18 protein-coding genes are annotated in these 16,475 nt (G+C 60.8%); 13 read left to right on the top strand and 5 right to left on the bottom strand.

Annotation, left to right across the window (positions count from 1 at the left end; all coding sequences use genetic code 11):
- Positions 1-109 precede the first annotated feature (109 nt).
- From hybO to AACQ95_RS06655, 12 genes are all read left to right on the top strand, one after another.
- Positions 110-1,243: a hydrogenase 2 small subunit gene (gene hybO, locus AACQ95_RS06710; RefSeq protein WP_042871387.1), complete on the top strand. Its 1,134-nt coding sequence runs from the start codon at positions 110-112 to the stop codon at positions 1,241-1,243.
- Positions 1,244-1,245: 2 nt separating this feature from the next.
- Positions 1,246-2,289 carry a hydrogenase 2 operon protein HybA gene (gene hybA / locus AACQ95_RS06705; protein WP_241278140.1) on the top strand — a complete coding sequence of 348 codons (1,044 nt, stop codon included), beginning with the start codon at positions 1,246-1,248 and terminating at the stop codon, positions 2,287-2,289.
- On the top strand, positions 2,282-3,469 hold the full coding sequence (gene hybB, locus AACQ95_RS06700) for a Ni/Fe-hydrogenase cytochrome b subunit (RefSeq protein ID WP_042871392.1): 1,188 nt from the start codon (positions 2,282-2,284) through the stop codon (positions 3,467-3,469). Before hybA ends, hybB begins: the two co-directional genes overlap by 8 nt.
- The gene (gene hybC, locus AACQ95_RS06695; protein WP_241278139.1) at positions 3,466-5,169 is read left to right on the top strand and encodes a hydrogenase 2 large subunit; all 1,704 of its coding nucleotides are present in this window, start codon (positions 3,466-3,468) and stop codon (positions 5,167-5,169) included. Before hybB ends, hybC begins: the two co-directional genes overlap by 4 nt.
- Positions 5,169-5,699 carry a HyaD/HybD family hydrogenase maturation endopeptidase gene (locus tag AACQ95_RS06690; protein ID WP_241278138.1) on the top strand — a complete coding sequence of 177 codons (531 nt, stop codon included), beginning with the start codon at positions 5,169-5,171 and terminating at the stop codon, positions 5,697-5,699. The genes hybC and AACQ95_RS06690 overlap by 1 nt, the downstream gene beginning before the upstream one ends.
- On the top strand, positions 5,681-6,208 hold the full coding sequence (hybE, locus tag AACQ95_RS06685; protein WP_241278137.1) for a hydrogenase-2 assembly chaperone: 528 nt from the start codon (positions 5,681-5,683) through the stop codon (positions 6,206-6,208). The genes AACQ95_RS06690 and hybE overlap by 19 nt, the downstream gene beginning before the upstream one ends.
- 129 nt (positions 6,209-6,337) lie before the next feature.
- The gene (locus AACQ95_RS06680; RefSeq protein ID WP_241278136.1) at positions 6,338-7,948 is read left to right on the top strand and encodes an ABC transporter substrate-binding protein; all 1,611 of its coding nucleotides are present in this window, start codon (positions 6,338-6,340) and stop codon (positions 7,946-7,948) included.
- Entirely contained in the window at positions 7,933-8,943 is a 1,011-nt protein-coding gene (locus AACQ95_RS06675; protein ID WP_241278135.1) for an ABC transporter permease, read from the top strand. Before AACQ95_RS06680 ends, AACQ95_RS06675 begins: the two co-directional genes overlap by 16 nt.
- Complete coding sequence (locus tag AACQ95_RS06670; protein ID WP_241278134.1) at positions 8,933-9,748, top strand: ABC transporter permease; 816 nt, start codon at positions 8,933-8,935, stop codon at positions 9,746-9,748. Before AACQ95_RS06675 ends, AACQ95_RS06670 begins: the two co-directional genes overlap by 11 nt.
- Positions 9,742-10,530 carry an ATP-binding cassette domain-containing protein gene (locus AACQ95_RS06665; RefSeq protein ID WP_241278133.1) on the top strand — a complete coding sequence of 263 codons (789 nt, stop codon included), beginning with the start codon at positions 9,742-9,744 and terminating at the stop codon, positions 10,528-10,530. Before AACQ95_RS06670 ends, AACQ95_RS06665 begins: the two co-directional genes overlap by 7 nt.
- A gap of 114 nt (positions 10,531-10,644) precedes the next feature.
- A complete protein-coding gene (locus tag AACQ95_RS06660) occupies positions 10,645-11,277 on the top strand; it encodes an ATP-binding cassette domain-containing protein (protein ID WP_241278132.1) in 633 nt (210 codons plus the stop codon).
- 285 nt (positions 11,278-11,562) lie between these two features.
- Complete coding sequence (locus tag AACQ95_RS06655) at positions 11,563-12,405, top strand: hypothetical protein (protein ID WP_241278131.1); 843 nt, start codon at positions 11,563-11,565, stop codon at positions 12,403-12,405.
- Between the two features lie 89 nt (positions 12,406-12,494).
- On the opposite strand, the gene hypB is transcribed toward AACQ95_RS06655, so the two are convergent.
- The gene (gene hypB / locus AACQ95_RS06650; protein WP_241278130.1) at positions 12,495-13,343 is read right to left on the bottom strand and encodes a hydrogenase nickel incorporation protein HypB; all 849 of its coding nucleotides are present in this window, start codon (positions 13,341-13,343) and stop codon (positions 12,495-12,497) included.
- Between hypB and AACQ95_RS06645 the strand changes: the two genes are divergently transcribed.
- Positions 13,224-13,616 carry a hypothetical protein gene (locus AACQ95_RS06645; protein WP_241278129.1) on the top strand — a complete coding sequence of 131 codons (393 nt, stop codon included), beginning with the start codon at positions 13,224-13,226 and terminating at the stop codon, positions 13,614-13,616. The two genes, hypB and AACQ95_RS06645, sit on opposite strands and share 120 nt — an antisense overlap.
- Here AACQ95_RS06645 and hypA read toward each other — a convergent pair.
- The 4 genes from hypA to AACQ95_RS06625 form a co-directional block, all read right to left on the bottom strand.
- Entirely contained in the window at positions 13,594-13,935 is a 342-nt protein-coding gene (gene hypA, locus AACQ95_RS06640; RefSeq protein WP_098984267.1) for a hydrogenase maturation nickel metallochaperone HypA, read from the bottom strand. The two genes, AACQ95_RS06645 and hypA, sit on opposite strands and share 23 nt — an antisense overlap.
- An 82-nt stretch (positions 13,936-14,017) precedes the next feature.
- Complete coding sequence (gene hypE / locus AACQ95_RS06635; RefSeq protein WP_241278128.1) at positions 14,018-15,022, bottom strand: hydrogenase expression/formation protein HypE; 1,005 nt, start codon at positions 15,020-15,022, stop codon at positions 14,018-14,020.
- Between the two features lie 85 nt (positions 15,023-15,107).
- On the bottom strand, positions 15,108-16,226 hold the full coding sequence (gene hypD / locus AACQ95_RS06630) for a hydrogenase formation protein HypD (protein WP_241278127.1): 1,119 nt from the start codon (positions 16,224-16,226) through the stop codon (positions 15,108-15,110).
- Positions 16,220-16,471: a HypC/HybG/HupF family hydrogenase formation chaperone gene (locus AACQ95_RS06625; RefSeq protein WP_241278126.1), complete on the bottom strand. Its 252-nt coding sequence runs from the start codon at positions 16,469-16,471 to the stop codon at positions 16,220-16,222. Before AACQ95_RS06625 ends, hypD begins: the two co-directional genes overlap by 7 nt.
- Positions 16,472-16,475: the final 4 nt, after the last annotated feature.

The following is a 16,475-nucleotide window of genomic DNA, read 5'->3' as shown; positions in this document are numbered from 1 at the left end:
ATAATGTCCCACAGCTTGATGGAGATCAACACGGGAGGAGAGGGGAGTCCTTAGCATTTCCGCTATTAAGCATTTATCAAACAAGTGCTCACTAACGGGAATAAGAAGAATGGTCGAGGATAATTTTTTATCGGCTCATGGAATTAATCGCCGTGACTTTATGAAATTGTGCGCCGGGATGGCCGCAACCCTGGGATTAAGCCAGAATGCCGTGGCCAAGATGGCCATGGCGCTCACCAGCCCCGAGCGGCCACCGGTGATCTGGATTGGCGCGCAGGAGTGCACGGGTTGCACCGAGTCACTGCTGCGCTCAACCCACCCCACCATAGAAAACCTGATCCTCAACACCATTTCGCTGGAGTACCACGAGGTGCTCTCGGCGGCCTTTGGCCATCAGGCGGAAGAGAACAAGCGCAACGCCATCGAGCGCTACAAGGGCAAGTATGTGCTGGTGGTGGACGGCTCCATTCCATTGAAAGATGGTGGCGTCTACTGCATGGTGGCCGGTGAACCCATAGTCGATCATATCCGCCGTGCGGCTGCCGATGCGGCTGCCGTCATCGCCATCGGTTCCTGCTCTGCCTGGGGCGGCGTGCCCGCCAGCGGTGGCAACCCGACCGGCGCCGTCAGCCTGGAGGAGGCCCTCGGCAATATCGGCACCCCCATCATCAATATTCCAGGTTGCCCGCCCAACCCCCACAACTTCCTCACCACGGTCGCCTACTACATCACCTACGGCAAGTTGCCGGCGCTGGATAGCAAGAAGCGCCCGCTGTTTGCCTATGAGCGCCTCATCCACGAGAACTGCGAGCGCCGCCCGCACTTCGATGCGGGACGTTTTGCCAAGGAGTTCGGCGACGAGGGCCACCGTCAGGGCTGGTGCCTCTACCATCTTGGCTGCAAGGGGCCCGAGACCTACGGCAACTGCTCGACCCTGGAGTTCTGCGACGTGGGTGGCGGCATCTGGCCGGTGGGCATAGGCCATCCCTGCTACGGCTGCAACGAACAGGGGGTGGGTTTCAGCAAGGGGATCTTCCAGCTCGCCAAGGTCGAAAATCCGACCCCGCGGGTGGAGAAACCCGACGTGGCCATTCAGGAGGGGGGACACATGTCGCCCACCGCCACCGGCCTCATCGGCGGTGCCCTCGGGGTACTGGTGGGGGTGAGCCTGATGACGGTGCGCGAACTCGGTCGCCAGCAGAAGCGCCACGAAGCCGGGCAGCACCCATCACGGGAGGAGTGACCGTGAACAGACGCAATTTCCTCAAGTTTGCCTCCGCCAGCGCGCTGGCGGCAGGGGCTGCCGTGCCCGGCAGCGCCATGGCGGCGGCCAAGAACAAGCCGCCCATTCCCGGATCGCTCGGCATGTTGTACGACTCCACCCTCTGCGTCGGCTGTCAGGCCTGCGTGGCGGAGTGCCAGCGCCTCAACGGCAGCCCGGCCAACCCGGCGGGGGAGCAGACCTGGTCCAACAACGACAAGCTGACTCCCTACACCAACAACATCATCCAGGTGTGGAAGAGCGGCACGGGTGAGAACAAGGATCAGCTGGTGGATGGCTATGCCTACATCAAGAAGCAGTGCATGCACTGCGTCGATCCCAACTGTGTCTCCGTCTGTCCGGTGCAGGCCCTTAAAAAAGATCCCAAGACCGGCATAGTCCACTACGACCCGAGCGTCTGCACCGGCTGCCGCTACTGCATGGTGGGCTGCCCGTTCGATGTGCCCAAATATGACTACGACAACCCGTTCGGGGCCATTCACAAGTGCGAGCTCTGCAACCAGCAGGGGCTTGAGCGGATTGATCAGGGCAAGCTGCCCGGTTGTGTCGAGGTGTGCCCGACCGGCGCCGTCATCTTCGGCAGCCGCGAGGATCTGATGGCCGAGGCCAGGCGCCGCCTGCTGGCGAGCCCGGGCAGCGAGTACGCCTATCCGCGCCAGACCCTTAACGCCAACGATCCTTATCTGCATGAAGTGCCGAACTACCAGCCCTACGTCTATGGCGAGAAAGAGGGCGGTGGCACCCAGGTGCTGGTGTTGGCCGGGGTGCCTTACACCAAGCTCGACATGCCGGACTTGCCGGAGCTCTCCTCCGGGGCGCGCTCGGAGCATATCCAGCACACCCTCTACAAGGGGATGGTGCTGCCCATGGTGGTGCTGACCGGCCTCTCCGTGCTCATTCGCCGCAACGCCAAGAAGCACGATCAGGCGCACCCTCATGACGAAGACCATGCGCCTGGGCAGGGCAAAGAGCCGGGTTCTGACAAGGGAGGCAAGGATCATGAGTAACCACAAGGCACATCCGCTCGGTGGCAAGCTGGTCAGCTGGCCCGTCATAGTGCTGGCGCCCTTCGTCATCCTGTGCGGCATGCTGATCCTCAAACGCCTCATCTTCGGGCTGGGTTCGGTCACTGATTTGAACGGCGGCTATCCCTGGGGGCTGTGGATCTCGTTTGATCTGCTGATCGGTACAGGTTTTGCCTGCGGCGGCTGGGCACTGGCCTGGGCGGTCTACGTCTTCAACCGGGGCGAGTATCACCCCCTGGTGCGACCGGCCCTGCTGGCGAGTCTGTTCGGCTACTCCCTTGGCGGCCTCTCCATCACAATCGATGTAGGCCGTTACTGGAACCTGCCTTACTTCTACATTCCGGGTTTCTTCAACACCTCCTCTGTGCTGTTCGAGACGGCGGTCTGCATGACCATCTATATCGGGGTGATGGCGCTGGAGTTTGCGCCCGTGCTCTTGGAGAAGTTCGGCTGGAAGACCTCCATGGCCCGGCTCAACAAGATCATGTTCTTCATCCTGGCGCTGGGTGCCCTGCTGCCCACCATGCACCAGTCCTCCATGGGATCCCTGATGATAGTGGCGGGGGAGAAGATACATCCGCTCTGGCAAAGCTACGAGCTGCTGCCGGTCTTCTCCTTGTTGACCGCCTTCATCATGGGCTTCTCCATCGTAGTGTTTGAAGGTTCTTTGGTGCAGGCGGGGCTGGCGGGGCGGGGCCCCAACGAGAAGTCGCTGTTCTACAAGCTGACCCAGGTGATCGACATCTTCCTGATCCTGTTTGTGGCGCTGCGCTTTGCCGAGATCGTCATCAACGACAAGTCGGCCTATCTCTCAGAGTTCAACCGCTACGCCGTCATGTTCTGGAGCGAGATTGCACTGATGATATTCCCGCTGCTGGTGTTCCACTGGGACAAGAGCCGCCGGGACTCGCGCATGTTGTTCCTGGGGGCACTCAGCATGCTGCTGGGCGCCGCCCTCTGGCGACTGGATTACTCCCTGCTCGCCTTCAACCCCGGCAATGGCTATCACTACTTCCCCTCCGCGGCGGAAGTGCTGATCTCCCTTGGCTTCGTCGCCATCGAGGTCTGTGCCTATTTGCTGCTGATCCGGCTCTTGCCGGTACTGCCATCACTTGAACGTGTTCACCAAGATTATCAGGCCCGAGGGAAAGCCAACGTATGAGCCAACGTATCACCATAGACCCCATCACCCGTATTGAGGGGCACCTGCGTATCGACTGCGAGATCGAAGGCGGCATAGTCACCAAGGCCTGGTCGTCCGGCACCATGTGGCGTGGGATGGAGGAGATCGTCAAGGGCAACGACCCGCGCGATGCCTGGATGATAGTGCAGCGCATCTGCGGGGTATGTACTTCCATTCACGCCATCGCCTCGGTGCGGGCGGTGGAGAACGCCATCGGCGCCCAGGTGCCGGTCAACGCCCAGTACATCCGCAACCTCATCATCGCGGCCCACAATATCCACGATCACATAGTCCACTTCTACCAGCTCTCCGCGCTGGACTGGGTGGACATCACGGCTGCACTGCAGGCCAACCCGCAAAAGGCGGCGGACATCCTCAAAGGGGTGTCCACCTGGTCCCTCAACAGCGCCGAAGAGCTGACCAAGGTGCAGGACAAGATCCGCGCTCTGGTGGCGAGCGGCCAGCTCGGCATCTTTGCCAACGGCTACTGGGGTCACAAGGAGATGAAGCTGAGCCCGGAGGTGAACCTCATCGCCGTGGCCCACTACCTGCAAGCGCTGGAGTGCCAGCGCGATGCCAACCGCATCGTCGCCATCCTCGGCGGCAAGACTCCCCACATCCAGAACCTGGCGGTGGGCGGGGTGGCCAACCCCATCAACCTGGATGCGCCGAGCGTGCTCAACCTGGAGCGGCTGCTCTACGTGAAGAGCTTCATCGATCGGCTCGGCGAGTTTATCGAGCAGGTCTACAAGGTGGATGCCGCCATCATAGCCGCGCACTACCCCGAGTGGCTGAACCTGGGGCAGGGGGCCAAGCACTACCTGAGCGTGCCGGAGCTGCCCACCGACGGTGACGGCGGCAGCTTCCTGATGCCGGGTGGCTACATCGAGAACGGCGATCTGGCCGGCTATCGTCCCATCGAGAGCCATCAGGATGCCTGGCTGATGGATGGCATCGCCGAGAGCAACAAGCACGCCTGGTACAAGGATGACGAACCTCTCAAGCCGTGGGAGGGCAAAACCGAGCCCAACTACACCGGCTGGCAGGACGATGGCAAATACTCTTGGGTCAAATCCCCCACCTTCTACGGCAAGGTGGTGGAGGTGGGGCCGCTCGCAGACCTCTTGGTGAAACTGGCCGCCAAACACCCGGAGACGGTGGCGCACTTCGACCAGCTGAACGGCATCTACAAGGCGCTCACCGGTTCGGCCATCAAGACCGAACAGCTGCACTCCACCATGGGCCGCATCATAGGCCGCGCGGTGCGCTGCTGCGTGCTGAAAGATACCCTGGCGCACCAGTGGAAGGCGCTTGTCGACAACATTGGCAAGGGGGATACCACCGCCTACATCAAGGCCGAGATCCCGGCAGACAAAGAGTTTCGCGGGGTGGGCTTTGAAGAGGCGCCGCGGGGCATGCTCTCCCACTGGATCGTCATCAAGGGTGGCAAGATCGCCAACTATCAGGCGGTGGTGCCATCGACCTGGAACTCGGGCCCGCGCAACTTCAATGACGAGCCCGGCCCCTACGAGCAGGCGCTGGTAGGCACCCCGGTGGCGGATCCCGCCAAACCGCTGGAAGTGGTGCGTACCATCCACTCGTTCGACCCCTGCATGTCCTGCGCGGTCCACGTGGTGGATACCCAAAATGGCGAAGTGACTCAGGTGAAGGTGCTGTGATGAACACCCTGATCCTGGGCGTGGGCAACCTCTTGCTGAGCGACGAGGCCGTCGGTGTGCGCATCGTCGAGGGGCTGGGGCGCGAATACCGTTTTGCCCCCGGCATCGAGCTGCTGGACGGCGGCACCGCCGGTATGGAGCTGCTGGAAGCCATGGCCAGTCGCGACCACATCATTCTGGCGGATGCAGTGCGCAGCGGTAACCCGCCGGGTACAGTGGTGACCCTGAAGGATGAGGAGATCCCGACCCTGTTTGGCCGCAAGATCTCCCCGCACCAGCTGGGGCTGGCGGACGTGCTCTCGGCGCTGTACATGACGGGGGAGTCGCCCAAGCGGCTCACCCTGATCGGCATAGAACCCGAATCCCTCGAACCGCGCATCGGCCTCACCCCAGTGGTGGCAGCCGCCATGGGGGAGGCGACGGATCGGATTTTGACCCTGCTGGCCAGTGTTGGCGCTCCCGCCATCCCGCTTTCCGAACAGGAACGAGCAGAACAAGAACGGGAGGGCTTATGGCGCAGTCCCATTTAAGCGAGGCAGATGCCATGCAGGAACGCGTGCAGGATTTTTCGGGTTTTGCCACCAATCCTGCGCCTTTGCTGGTAGCCCAGTATGAGCGGATCGCCCGAGAGGAGATGCAAGGGCTGCCCTTCTATCACGCCACCATGCCCATCGTGGCCGAGTGCGTGCTGTTTGAAGAGCAGTGGCTCGGCTGCGTGCTCACCCCCTGGATGCTGAGCGTGGTGGTGTTGCCGGGGCCGGATCAACTGTGGCCGGTGCGCAGCAGCAGCGATCGGCTAGCCCTGCAGCTCCCCTGCGGCAACCTGACCTTTATGGTGGGTGAACTGCCCGAAAGTGGTCAGCTGCTGGCCTGCTCCCTGATGTCGCCGCTCGAACCCCATCTCGGGGCCGAGCAGGGGCGCTCGCTGGTGAACAGCACCCTCAAGATGCTGCTCTCCTTGCCGGTGCAGCAAGGGGCTGGCGGTGTGGATCTGGGGCGCAGACGGCTATTTGGTGCCCGGCGTGGCCAACCGGCATAGTCGCTAGGTTTCACGCGAAATCAAGTTTAGAATAGGGGGCCACTTTGGCCCCTCACTCGCATTTACCAGCACGCATTCAACCTCTTCTTTCAGAGATAAAGAGTGAGTGGAACCATAAAAAGGATCCCCATGACGATTCCACGCAATTGCCTTCGCCATTACGTCGGCCCCAGTGCTGCCGCCCTGTTGACTCTGCTGCAGGGCACCGCCTCCCACGTGGCGCTGGCCGCCGCCCAACCTGTGCCTGCCGAACTCAAACTCGCCATCGGCGCTGAGCCCACCGAAGGGTTTGACCCTCTGCTGGGCTGGAGCCACGGCAGCTACCTGCTGCTGCACAGCCCGCTGCTCAAGCAGAACGCTGATCTCAGCTGGCAGGATCTGCTCACCCAAGCGGTGACCCCGAGCAAGGATGGCAAGGGGTGGCTCATTACCCTCAAGCCGGATTTGAAATTCTCCAACGGCGCGCCGCTCACCGCCGAGGATGTGGCCTTTACCTACAACAGCGCGGCCAAAGGCGGCGGCAAGATCGACATGGGCAACTTTGTCTCGGCCAGAGTGGTCTCGCCTACCGAGGTGGCCATCGTCTTAAGCGCCCCCCAGAGCACCTTCGTCAACGTGCTGGGGTCGCTCGGCATTGTGTCGAAGAAGGATTACGATCCCAAGGCGTACGCTCAAAAGCCGGTCGGCGCAGGCCCCTACCGGCTGGTGAGCTTCCTGCCCGGTCAGCAACTGGTGGTGGAGGCGAACCCCTATTACGCCGGTGGCAACAATGATTTCAAACGGCTGGTGTTTGTCTTTATCGATGAAGAGAGCGCCTATGCCGCTGCCCAGAGCAGCCAGCTCGATCTGGTGCGCATCCCCCCGTCGCTGGCGCCCACCGTACCTGCCTCGCTCAAGCTGTGGGTACGGCCGAGCGTGGAGAACCGTGGCATCGTCTTCCCCATTCCGGCTGCTGGTAAAAAAGATGCCAAGGGCTATCCCATTGGCAACGACGTGACCTCGGATGTGGCGATGCGCCGCGCCATCAACTACGCCATCGACCGCAAGCTGTTGGCCGATCAGTTGCTTGAAGGGCACGCCATCCCCGCTTACAGCGCGGTGGAAGGCTTGCCCTGGCTGAACAAGGCCACCGCCTTCAAGGATGGGGATGTCGCCCATGCCAACGCCCTGCTCGACGAGGCGGGCTGGAAGAGGGGCAGTGACGGCATTCGCCACAAGGGCGACCTGCGCGCCGCCATTACCCTCTGGTACACCAGTGGCGACAGCACCCGCCGGGATCTGGCGGAAGCGGTGCGTGCCATGCTCAAACCCATCGGTCTCGAAGTGAGCCTCAAATCCGGCAGCTGGGAGCAGGTGGAGCGGGAGATGCACGCCAATCCGGTGCTGATGGGGTGGGGGAGTCTGGATCCCATGGAGCTCTATCACCACTACCAGAGCGGTTCGGGCGGGGTAGAGTTCTACAACCCGGGCCACTACAGCAATCCTGTGGTGGATGGCCACCTCAAGCAGGCGCTGGATGCCCCGAACTGGCAGGCGGCAGTGCCCTTCTGGCAGCAGGTGGAGTGGGATGGCAAGAGCGGCGCCGGGGTGCAGGGGGATGCCGCCTGGGCCTGGCTGCTCAATGTGCAGCACACCTATCTGGCCAACAGTTGCATTGACCTTGGCAAGGGGGCGCCAGAAATTCACGGTAGCTGGTCTTTGCTCAACAACCTGCAGGATTGGCGGTGGACGTGCCGTTAAGTTCGCCCTTTAGCTCTTCCGGTTACATTCTGGTAAAAGCCCTGCTGCGTCTGGCAGGGCTGCTATGTCTGGTCTCTGTCGCCACCTTTGTGCTGCTGAGCTACTCCCCCATCGATCCCATCAAGGCCTATATCGGCAACGATCTGCTCCATGTGCCGCCAGAGCAGTACGCCCGCATTGCCGCCCGCTGGGGGTTGGATCAGCCGCTCTGGCTGCGCTACTGGCACTGGTTTACCCAAGTGCTGCAGGGGGATTTCGGCTATTCCATGCTCTACAACGCGCCTGTGGCTCAGGTGATAGGCCAACGCTTTGCCGCCTCTTTCCTGCTGCTGGCGGGGGCATGGCTGCTCTCCGGTTTTTTCGGCATCCTGCTCGGGCTCTGCGCCGGTCGCTATCTCAACCGCTGGCCCGATCGCTTTATTTGCCGCTTTGCTTACTTGCTCGCTTCCTTGCCCACCTTCTGGGTTGGCCTCTTGCTGCTGGCGCTGTTTGCGGTGCACTGGCCGCTACTGCCGGTCTGCTGCGCCTGGACGCCGGGCCTCGCTGCCGATGAGGCGGACTGGTTGATGCGATTGCGCCATCTGTTGCTGCCGGTGACTACTTTGGCGCTGCTCGGGGTGGGCAATATTGCCCTGCACACCCGGGGGCGGGTGGCCGAGGTGCTGGAGAGCGACTTTATCCGCTACGCCCGCGCCCAGGGGGATGGTGGCTGGCCCATGTTGCGCTTTCATGTGCTGCGCCACGCCCTGACCCCGGCGATCTGCCTGCAGTTTGCCTCGCTGGGTGAGTTGATTGGCGGATCGCTGTTGGCAGAGAAGGTCTTCTCCTACCCGGGGCTCGGGCAAGCGACGGTGGATGCGGGGCTGAGGGGAGACATCCCCTTGCTGATGGGAATCGTGCTCTTCTGCACCCTGCTGGTCTTTATTGGCAATACGGTGGCCAGTTTGCTGCTGGCGCGCATCAATCGGGGTTGGGAGGGTGAGCATGCTGTTTAATCCGCTTCCTTCACTGCTGCGGCTGGGTTTTGCCCTGATCGGATTGGCGCTGCTGGCCGCCTATGGCTGGGGCTTGTCGGCTCAGGATGTACCGATGGATCTGCTGGCGCGCCAGCAGCCCCCCTCGCTGGCCCACTGGTTTGGCACCGATCAGATGGGGCGGGATCTCTGGCTGCGGGCTTTTCAAGGCACCCTCACCAGTCTGGAGCTGGGGATCAGCACTGCGCTCTGTAGTGGCCTGCTGGCCATGGTGGCGGCAAGCGTGTCGCTCATTCATCCCAGATGCGATGTGGCAGTGCGCCTCGTGATCGACGCCATGCTGGCGTTGCCCCATATGCTGCTGCTGATCCTGATCTGCTTTACCGTGGGGGGCGGCATGCGCGGGGTGATCCTGGCGGTGGCGCTCACCCACTGGCCCAAGCTGGCGCTGATCCTCTGCGCGGAGGCGCGGCGGATCGCTTGCAGCGATTACGTGGTGCTGGCCCGCTGTCAGGGGATGGGAGCACTGCGTCGCTGGCGCACCCACCTGCTGCCGGGGTTGTTGCCCCAGTGGTTTATCGGCACCCTGCTGATGTTTCCCCATGCGGTGCTGCACAGCGCGGCCTTGAGCTTTCTCGGCTTTGGTCTGGCGGCCCACGAGGCCTCCCTTGGCCTGCTGCTGGCCGATGCCCTGCGTTATCTGGCCGGTGGCGGCTGGTGGCTGGCCCTCTTCCCGGGACTGATGTTGCTGCTGCTGGTACTGCTGTTTGATCAGGCTACCCGCGCTCTGCAACAGCTGCTGTGGCACAGGAGCGAACCATGCTGAGTTTTGACCATGTGACCATAGAGGCGGCCCACTACTCCTGGCTGGGGCGACGCAGCTGGCAGCCTTTACTGACCGATATCAGCCTGCAACTGGCGCCGGGGGAGATAGTGGCACTGGTGGGAGGGAGCGGCGAGGGCAAGAGCCTGCTGCTGCAAAGCGCCCTGACCCTGCTGCCGGACAACCTGCGGATGCGTGGCGCCATCTCCCTCGATGGCACGCCCTTGTGCGACGCCAGCCGGGCCCGTCTGCGTGGCCATACCCTCTGCTATGTGCCGCAGGGGGTGAGCGCCCTCAATCCATTGCTGACAGTGGAGCGCCAGCTTGGCCGCGCGGCCAAGCTATGTGGTCAGAACGGTTCCCGCGAGCGGCTTGGCGAGCAACTGCTGCGATACCAGTTGCCCGCCACCACGCTGGACAGATACCCGCGTCAACTCTCCGGCGGCATGGCCAAGCGCATTCTGGCCTGCACTGCGGCACTCGGCGGCGCCCGCTACATTCTGGCGGACGAGATCACTGCCTGGCTCGACGAAGGGCTGGCCTGTCTGCTGCTCAGCCAATTGCGTGAATTGGCCAATCAGGGCAGCGGCATCCTCTGGGTCACCCACGATCTGGCGCTGGCGGCCCGCTTTGCCGATCGCATTGTGGCGCTCCATCAGGGGCAGGTGAGCGACACCTTGAGCAGCCACCATCTGCGCCAGGGGCTGGGGAGCGAGATGCTCCGTGCCCACTGGCAGGCGCTGCCGGAGTTCAACTCGCTCTTCTCTGCGCCGGAGGTTTCCTGATGTTCGAGTCTCTTAAACAGGCAGCTTGCTGCGCGGCAAATATGCAATGGCGGGGATTCAATCTCAGGGCTCGCAACAACGCCATTCACCCTTTGTTACCCCGGAGGTCTGCTGATGTTTGAAGTACGGGATCTCACCATCGCCCAGGGGGAGCGCCCTCTCTGGCAGGGGTTGTCGCTGGCGGTGAAAGCCGGTGAGCGGCTGGGGGTGTCTGCCCCGAGCGGTTATGGCAAGACCACGCTGGGGCGGGTATTGGCGGGTTGGCAACCAGTTAGGGCAGGTGGGCAGATCCTGCTGGATGGGCAGCCTTTGCCTGAACGGGTAAAAGGCTACAACCCAATCCAGCTGGTGCCCCAGCACCCCGAACTCACCTTCAATCCCTATCGCACCACAGGGCAGGCGCTGTGGGATGTGTGGCGCCCCGATGATGCCATGCTGGCCCGCTTTATGGTCAAGCCCGAGTGGCTTGAGCGCAAGCCAGGCCAGCTCTCCGGTGGCGAGCTGGCCCGCATCGCGCTGCTGCGCGCCCTGGATCCCCGCACCCGGTTGCTTGTCGCCGACGAGGTGACCGCCCAGCTGGATCCGCAAATTCAACGCCAACTCTGGCGGGAGTTGATGCGTGAGTGCGAACAGCGCGGGCTCGGCATGCTTGTCTTCAGTCACCAGCAGGCGCTGCTGCGCCAGATCTGCCACCGGGTAGAAATATTTGGTCTGTGTCCATTTATCTCAATAGCCGTTATTGAGTGAATTCGTGAATTAAGATCTTAATTACAGTTTAAGGTCTGCTTTTCACCATTGAAAGTTTTGTGATAGGACTGTGCCAATTTTTCAGTTCGCAGACATGGGCGATAATGTTGCCTAGAGAGAGTGCTGACAATGAAGTTATTAATGGATGTGTCATTACATGGCTGAAATTGTAAAAACCTGTACTTGTTAATCGTGATACCTTACTCTTGATGAGCCTCAATGGAGGCTTTTTTTGCAAAGCTTAACTATAAACTTAATGTGATATACGTCACGTATGGATAAATTATGAAGGCTATCTATATTTCTCTTTTGGCTATGGCATTTGGTGCTAATGCAACGGTCGTCGAATATCAAATAGAACAAGATGGTATTGTTGATGGTATTGTCACCGAAGGTAACACGGTTGGCTTAACAGTCAACAAGCAACAAGATGCTTTCTCTGGATATGATGAATCCTCTGTCACACGGGGATATTTTTCTAACAATGAGAAAGTTATTCGTTTTGATAAAACAACAAAAGACACTGTTAGTTACTACCTTGGGACTAAGTCTGAAGACGGTCAGTATAAAGGTAATTGGTACGATACAACTGGAAATGGTGGCGATTTCCGTCTTTTGAGTTCCGATGTTGAAAACGAAGGGTGCTCCGGTGCAACTCAAACTGGCTGGTACAATGGCCAGTACTGTAATGTGGAGATTGATGGCGGTGGCTGGCAACTGGTTGCTGTGCGAGCGGGTGTTCGTCAGGGGATTGGAGACGCTGTTGATGAAATAACTACGCTCAGTAGTAGTCAATATCTTAAGGCTGAAGAGTGGGTTATGTTGAAAAGCAAAATGAAAGAAGTTTTGTTTGTTCAACCCAATACCGGTATCTGGGGCATTATGAATATCGCTGCTGCAAGTTCTATGGATTTATGTAAGCCATTGTCAGATGACCTGAGTGTACCAGTACTGGTGCATGCTGAAGATGAGGGCTGTAATGCAGTTGGTTCAGATTATACCCTTGTTGGGCATCCAAGTACGCCAACTTATCAGGGGAACCTATACGCAATGTCAGACAAATATATTCTCTGGCATAACCCTGTAAAGTCTACTTACAGTGACCAACTTATGGTGTATGTAAGATAGAAATGTAATGAGTATCTTAATGTTAGAGGGAGGCATCAGCCTCCCTCTCTTTATCTGCCGTTAGCAACGGCGTTTAACCGGTTTACCACTCAGGCACTGGCCAGCCAGTTAAGCCAGGCATCCATCCCTTCACCCGTGGTGGCGCTGACCTGGATCACCTGGATATAGGGGTTGACCCGTTTGGCGTTCTCGATGCAGCGGGCCACGTCAAAGCTGACATAGGGCAGCAGGTCAATCTTGTTGATCACCATCAGCTGAGCGGCGGCAAACATGTCCGGGTATTTGAGGGGCTTCTCTTCCCCCTCGGTGACGGAGAGGATCGCCACCTTGTACTTCTCGCCGAGATCGAAGCTGGCGGGGCAGACCAGATTGCCCACGTTCTCGATAAACAGGATGCCCCCTTCATTGGCGGGCAGCTGGTGGCAGGCGTCGTGGACCATTTTGGCATCCAGATGGCAGCCCTTGCCGGTATTGATCTGCACGGCAGGGACGCCGGTGGCACGGATGCGATCCGCATCGGCACTGGTCTGCTGATCCCCCTCGATCACTGCGCAAGGGCGCTTGTCGGCCAGTTGGCGCAGGGTTTCGCACAGCAAGGTGGTCTTGCCTGAACCCGGGCTCGACACCAGGTTAAGCACCAGCTGGGCCGCCTCGTCGAAGTGCTCGCGGTTGTGGGCTGCCAGCTTGTTGTTCTTGGCCAGCACATCCATCTCGATGGCGATCAGCTGGCGCTGTCCCATGCCCGGGACCGACAATCCCGCTTCCCCTTTGCCGTAGTGCAGATCACCCTGCTGATGGTCATGGTCATGGTCATGGTCATGGTCATGGTCATGAGAATGGCTGTGGTCATGAGCATGACTATGGTGATGCGGGTGGGCATGATCATGATGATGGTCGTGGGGGTGATCGTGATGGAGCTCATGACCCTCTGCTCCCACTGGCGCCCGTACCCCGTGGTAGTGGTGATGGACATCCCCCTGATGGTGATAGTGGTGGTGAATGATCAGGGTGCGCGGTGCGCTCTGCTCATGGCCATGATGGTGCTGAGCCTCATGGGCATGAGGGTGGCCGTGCTCATGTTCATGGTGATGATGGTGCTCATGATCGTGAGCGTGGGGGTGTGCATGGTCGTGATCCTCTTCATGGCCGGCGATCCGCGCCTGGCCGCATCCGCATACGCTACACATATCAACTTACCTCGATGTCGGTGATGCGCAGGCTATCGCCTTGCGCGACTCGTAATTTGTATCCGCCGCACTCGGGACAGGCCTGCCCGCGCTCGGTGAGGGTGACCGTCTGGTTGCAGTCGTAACACCAGGCTTCTGCCGCCTGATGCTGAAAGTGGAGCCGGGCGCCTTCGACGGCGGTGCCCTTGGCGGCGGCTTCGAAACAGAAGGCAATGGTGTCCGGGTCGACGCAGGAGAAGCTGCCGACCTCGAGCCAGAGGGCTGTCACCTTGTTAAAGCCCCGCTGGGCGGCCTGTTCAGCCGCCAGATCGATGGCAGCCATGGCCAGAGACATTTCGTGCATGGTGACTCCTTAACCGATATTGGGAGGAGGAACCGTTCCCCCTCCTTGTGACATGCATCCGCTTGGTGAACGGCAATGCCGATCAACAGATCCGCGGGAGCAGTTCCCCTTGCGGCAGCTCCAGATAACGGCGGCTGCCCCAGGGGTTGTTGAGCACCACCTTGTGGCGATCGCTCGTCTGCACCACGCCTATCTGGCTGGCGGAGGGGTTGAACTGCCGCAATATGCCCAGCGCGTCTTGCGCCTGTTCGGCAGGCAGAGCCAGCACCATGGTGCCCTCGTTGGCGAGATCATGGGGCTCGAAGCCGTAGAGCTCGCACAGGCCGCGCACCGGATCGCAGACCGGAATGGCGGACTCCTCCAGCTCGATGGCCACTTGGGAGGCGGTGCTCCACTCGTTGAGCACGGCGGCGAGGCCACCGCGGGTGGCATCGCGCAGGGCATGGGGGGTAAGCCCCGCTTGCAGCAGCGCCTCCACCTGAGGCCAGAGGGTGGTGCAGTCGCTCTTGAGTGTCGAGCCCAGCTGCAGGGCGTCGCGGGCCATCAGGATGCAGGCGCCGTGGCTGCCGATATCCCGTGACACCAGAATGGCGTCACCGGCCTTGAGGTTTCGTACCGAGATGCCCCGGCTCTGCTCGGGCAGGGGGAAGGTGCCGACCCCGCTGGTGTTGATGAAGATCTTGTCGGCCGCTCCCCTCGGCACCACCTTGGTGTCGCCGCAGACGATACGGGCACCGCTCTTGGCAAGCTCTGCGGACATCGACTCGACGATGCGGACGAGATCCGCGTAGGGGAACCCCTCTTCGATAATGAAGCTGCAGCTGAGGTATTCCGGTTTGGCCCCCATCATGGCGAGATCGTTGACCGTGCCTGCGATGGCCAATTTTCCGATATCGCCCCCCTCGAAGAACAGCGGCGAGACGGTGAAGCTGTCGGTGGTGAAGGCGACGGGGCCCTCTACCTGCAGCAGGGCGGCATCTTCGCCGCGCAGCAGGATCTCGTTGCCGAAGTGGTGGAAGAAGAGCCTATTGATAAGCTGGTTCATCTCGACGCCACCGCCCCCATGGCTTAACTGAATTTCTCTCATCGGGTCTGGTTCTCCACAAGATTGCCGAAACAGGCTGGTTCATCTCCACCCATCACCTGACCGTCGTGGCTAAGTTGAGTTTCTCTCATTGCTGCTGGATCCCCATATAGCGGTAGTAGGCATTGCAGGCCCCCTCGGAGCTGACCATGCAGCTGCCCATGGGCTGGGTCGGGGTGCAGCCCCGGCCAAAGACCTTGCACTGGTTCGGCTTGGCCAGCCCGCGCAGAATGTCGGCGCACTGGCACGCCTTATGGTCATCGATGGGGGTCTCACTGAGTTGAAAGTGGCGCTCCGCATCGCGCCTGGCGAAGGCATCGCGCAGGCGCAGGGCGGAGGCGTTGATGTCCCCGAGACCTCGCCAGCGAAAGTGCTCGCGGGTCTCAAAATATTGGTCGACCAGCCGCTGGGCGGCGCGGTTGCCGTTGGCGGTGACGGCGCGGCTGTACTGCACCTCCAGGGCGTAGCGCCCCTCCACCTTCTGACGCACCATCATCAGCAGCGCCTCCATTACATCCACCGGCTCGAAGCCGCTCACCACCACAGGCACCTGATAGCGATCAACGATGGGCAGGTAGATATCGGCACCTGTGATGACGCTGACGTGGGAGGGGCCGATAAAGGCGTTGACCTTGGCAACCCCGTCGGCCATCACGGCGTGGATGGCGGGCGGTACCAGCACATGGTTGATATGAAACAGCAGGTTCTCCACCCCCGCAGCGTCGGCTGCTGCCAGCAGCGCGGCTGTCATGGGGGTGGAGGTCTCGAAACCGATGGCGAAGAAGACCACGGTTTTGTCCGGGTTCTCCTTGGCGATGCGCAGCGCATCGAGGGGGTCATAGACGGGGCGGATATCGCTCCCCTTGGCCCGCTGCTGGGCCAGCGTGCCCCTGGAGCCCGGCACCCGGATCATGTCCCCCAGGGTGACCAGAATGACGTTGGGCTCTCTAGCCAGTTCGATGGCCTGATCGATGCGTTCCTTGGGCATGATGCAGACCGGGCAGCCGGGGCCATGGACGAACTCTATGCTGGCCGGCAGCAGCTGGGGCAGGCCGTACTTCATGATGGTGTGGGTATGGCCGCCACACACCTCCATCACCCGCAGCGGCTCGGGCAGATCCTTTGCAAGTTCAGTAATTTGCGCGGCGAGGGCGCGGATCACCTCGGGCTGGCGAAAGCCCTGAAACAAGTCATTCAAGGTCAGCATGGCAAGATATCCTGTTTGGGCATCAGGGCCACCATCTGGCGGAAGCTCTCGAGGCTGGCCTGCGCCTCCGCTTCGTCAATCTTGCTCATCACAAAGCCGATATGGAGCAGCACATAGTCGCCAAGGTTGAGGGGCTCTTCGAGCAGCATGCAGCTGACGCGCCGCTGCACCCCCAGGGTGTCGACGGTGACGCAGTTATCTTCTGGGTGCAGCTGCACCACCTGAGAAGGTATGGATAGACACATGGAT

It is taken from the genome of Aeromonas sp. MR19, assembly GCF_963899305.1.
GTDB lineage: Bacteria > Pseudomonadota > Gammaproteobacteria > Enterobacterales > Aeromonadaceae > Aeromonas > Aeromonas bestiarum.
This window is presented reverse-complemented; position numbering and strand designations above follow the sequence as displayed.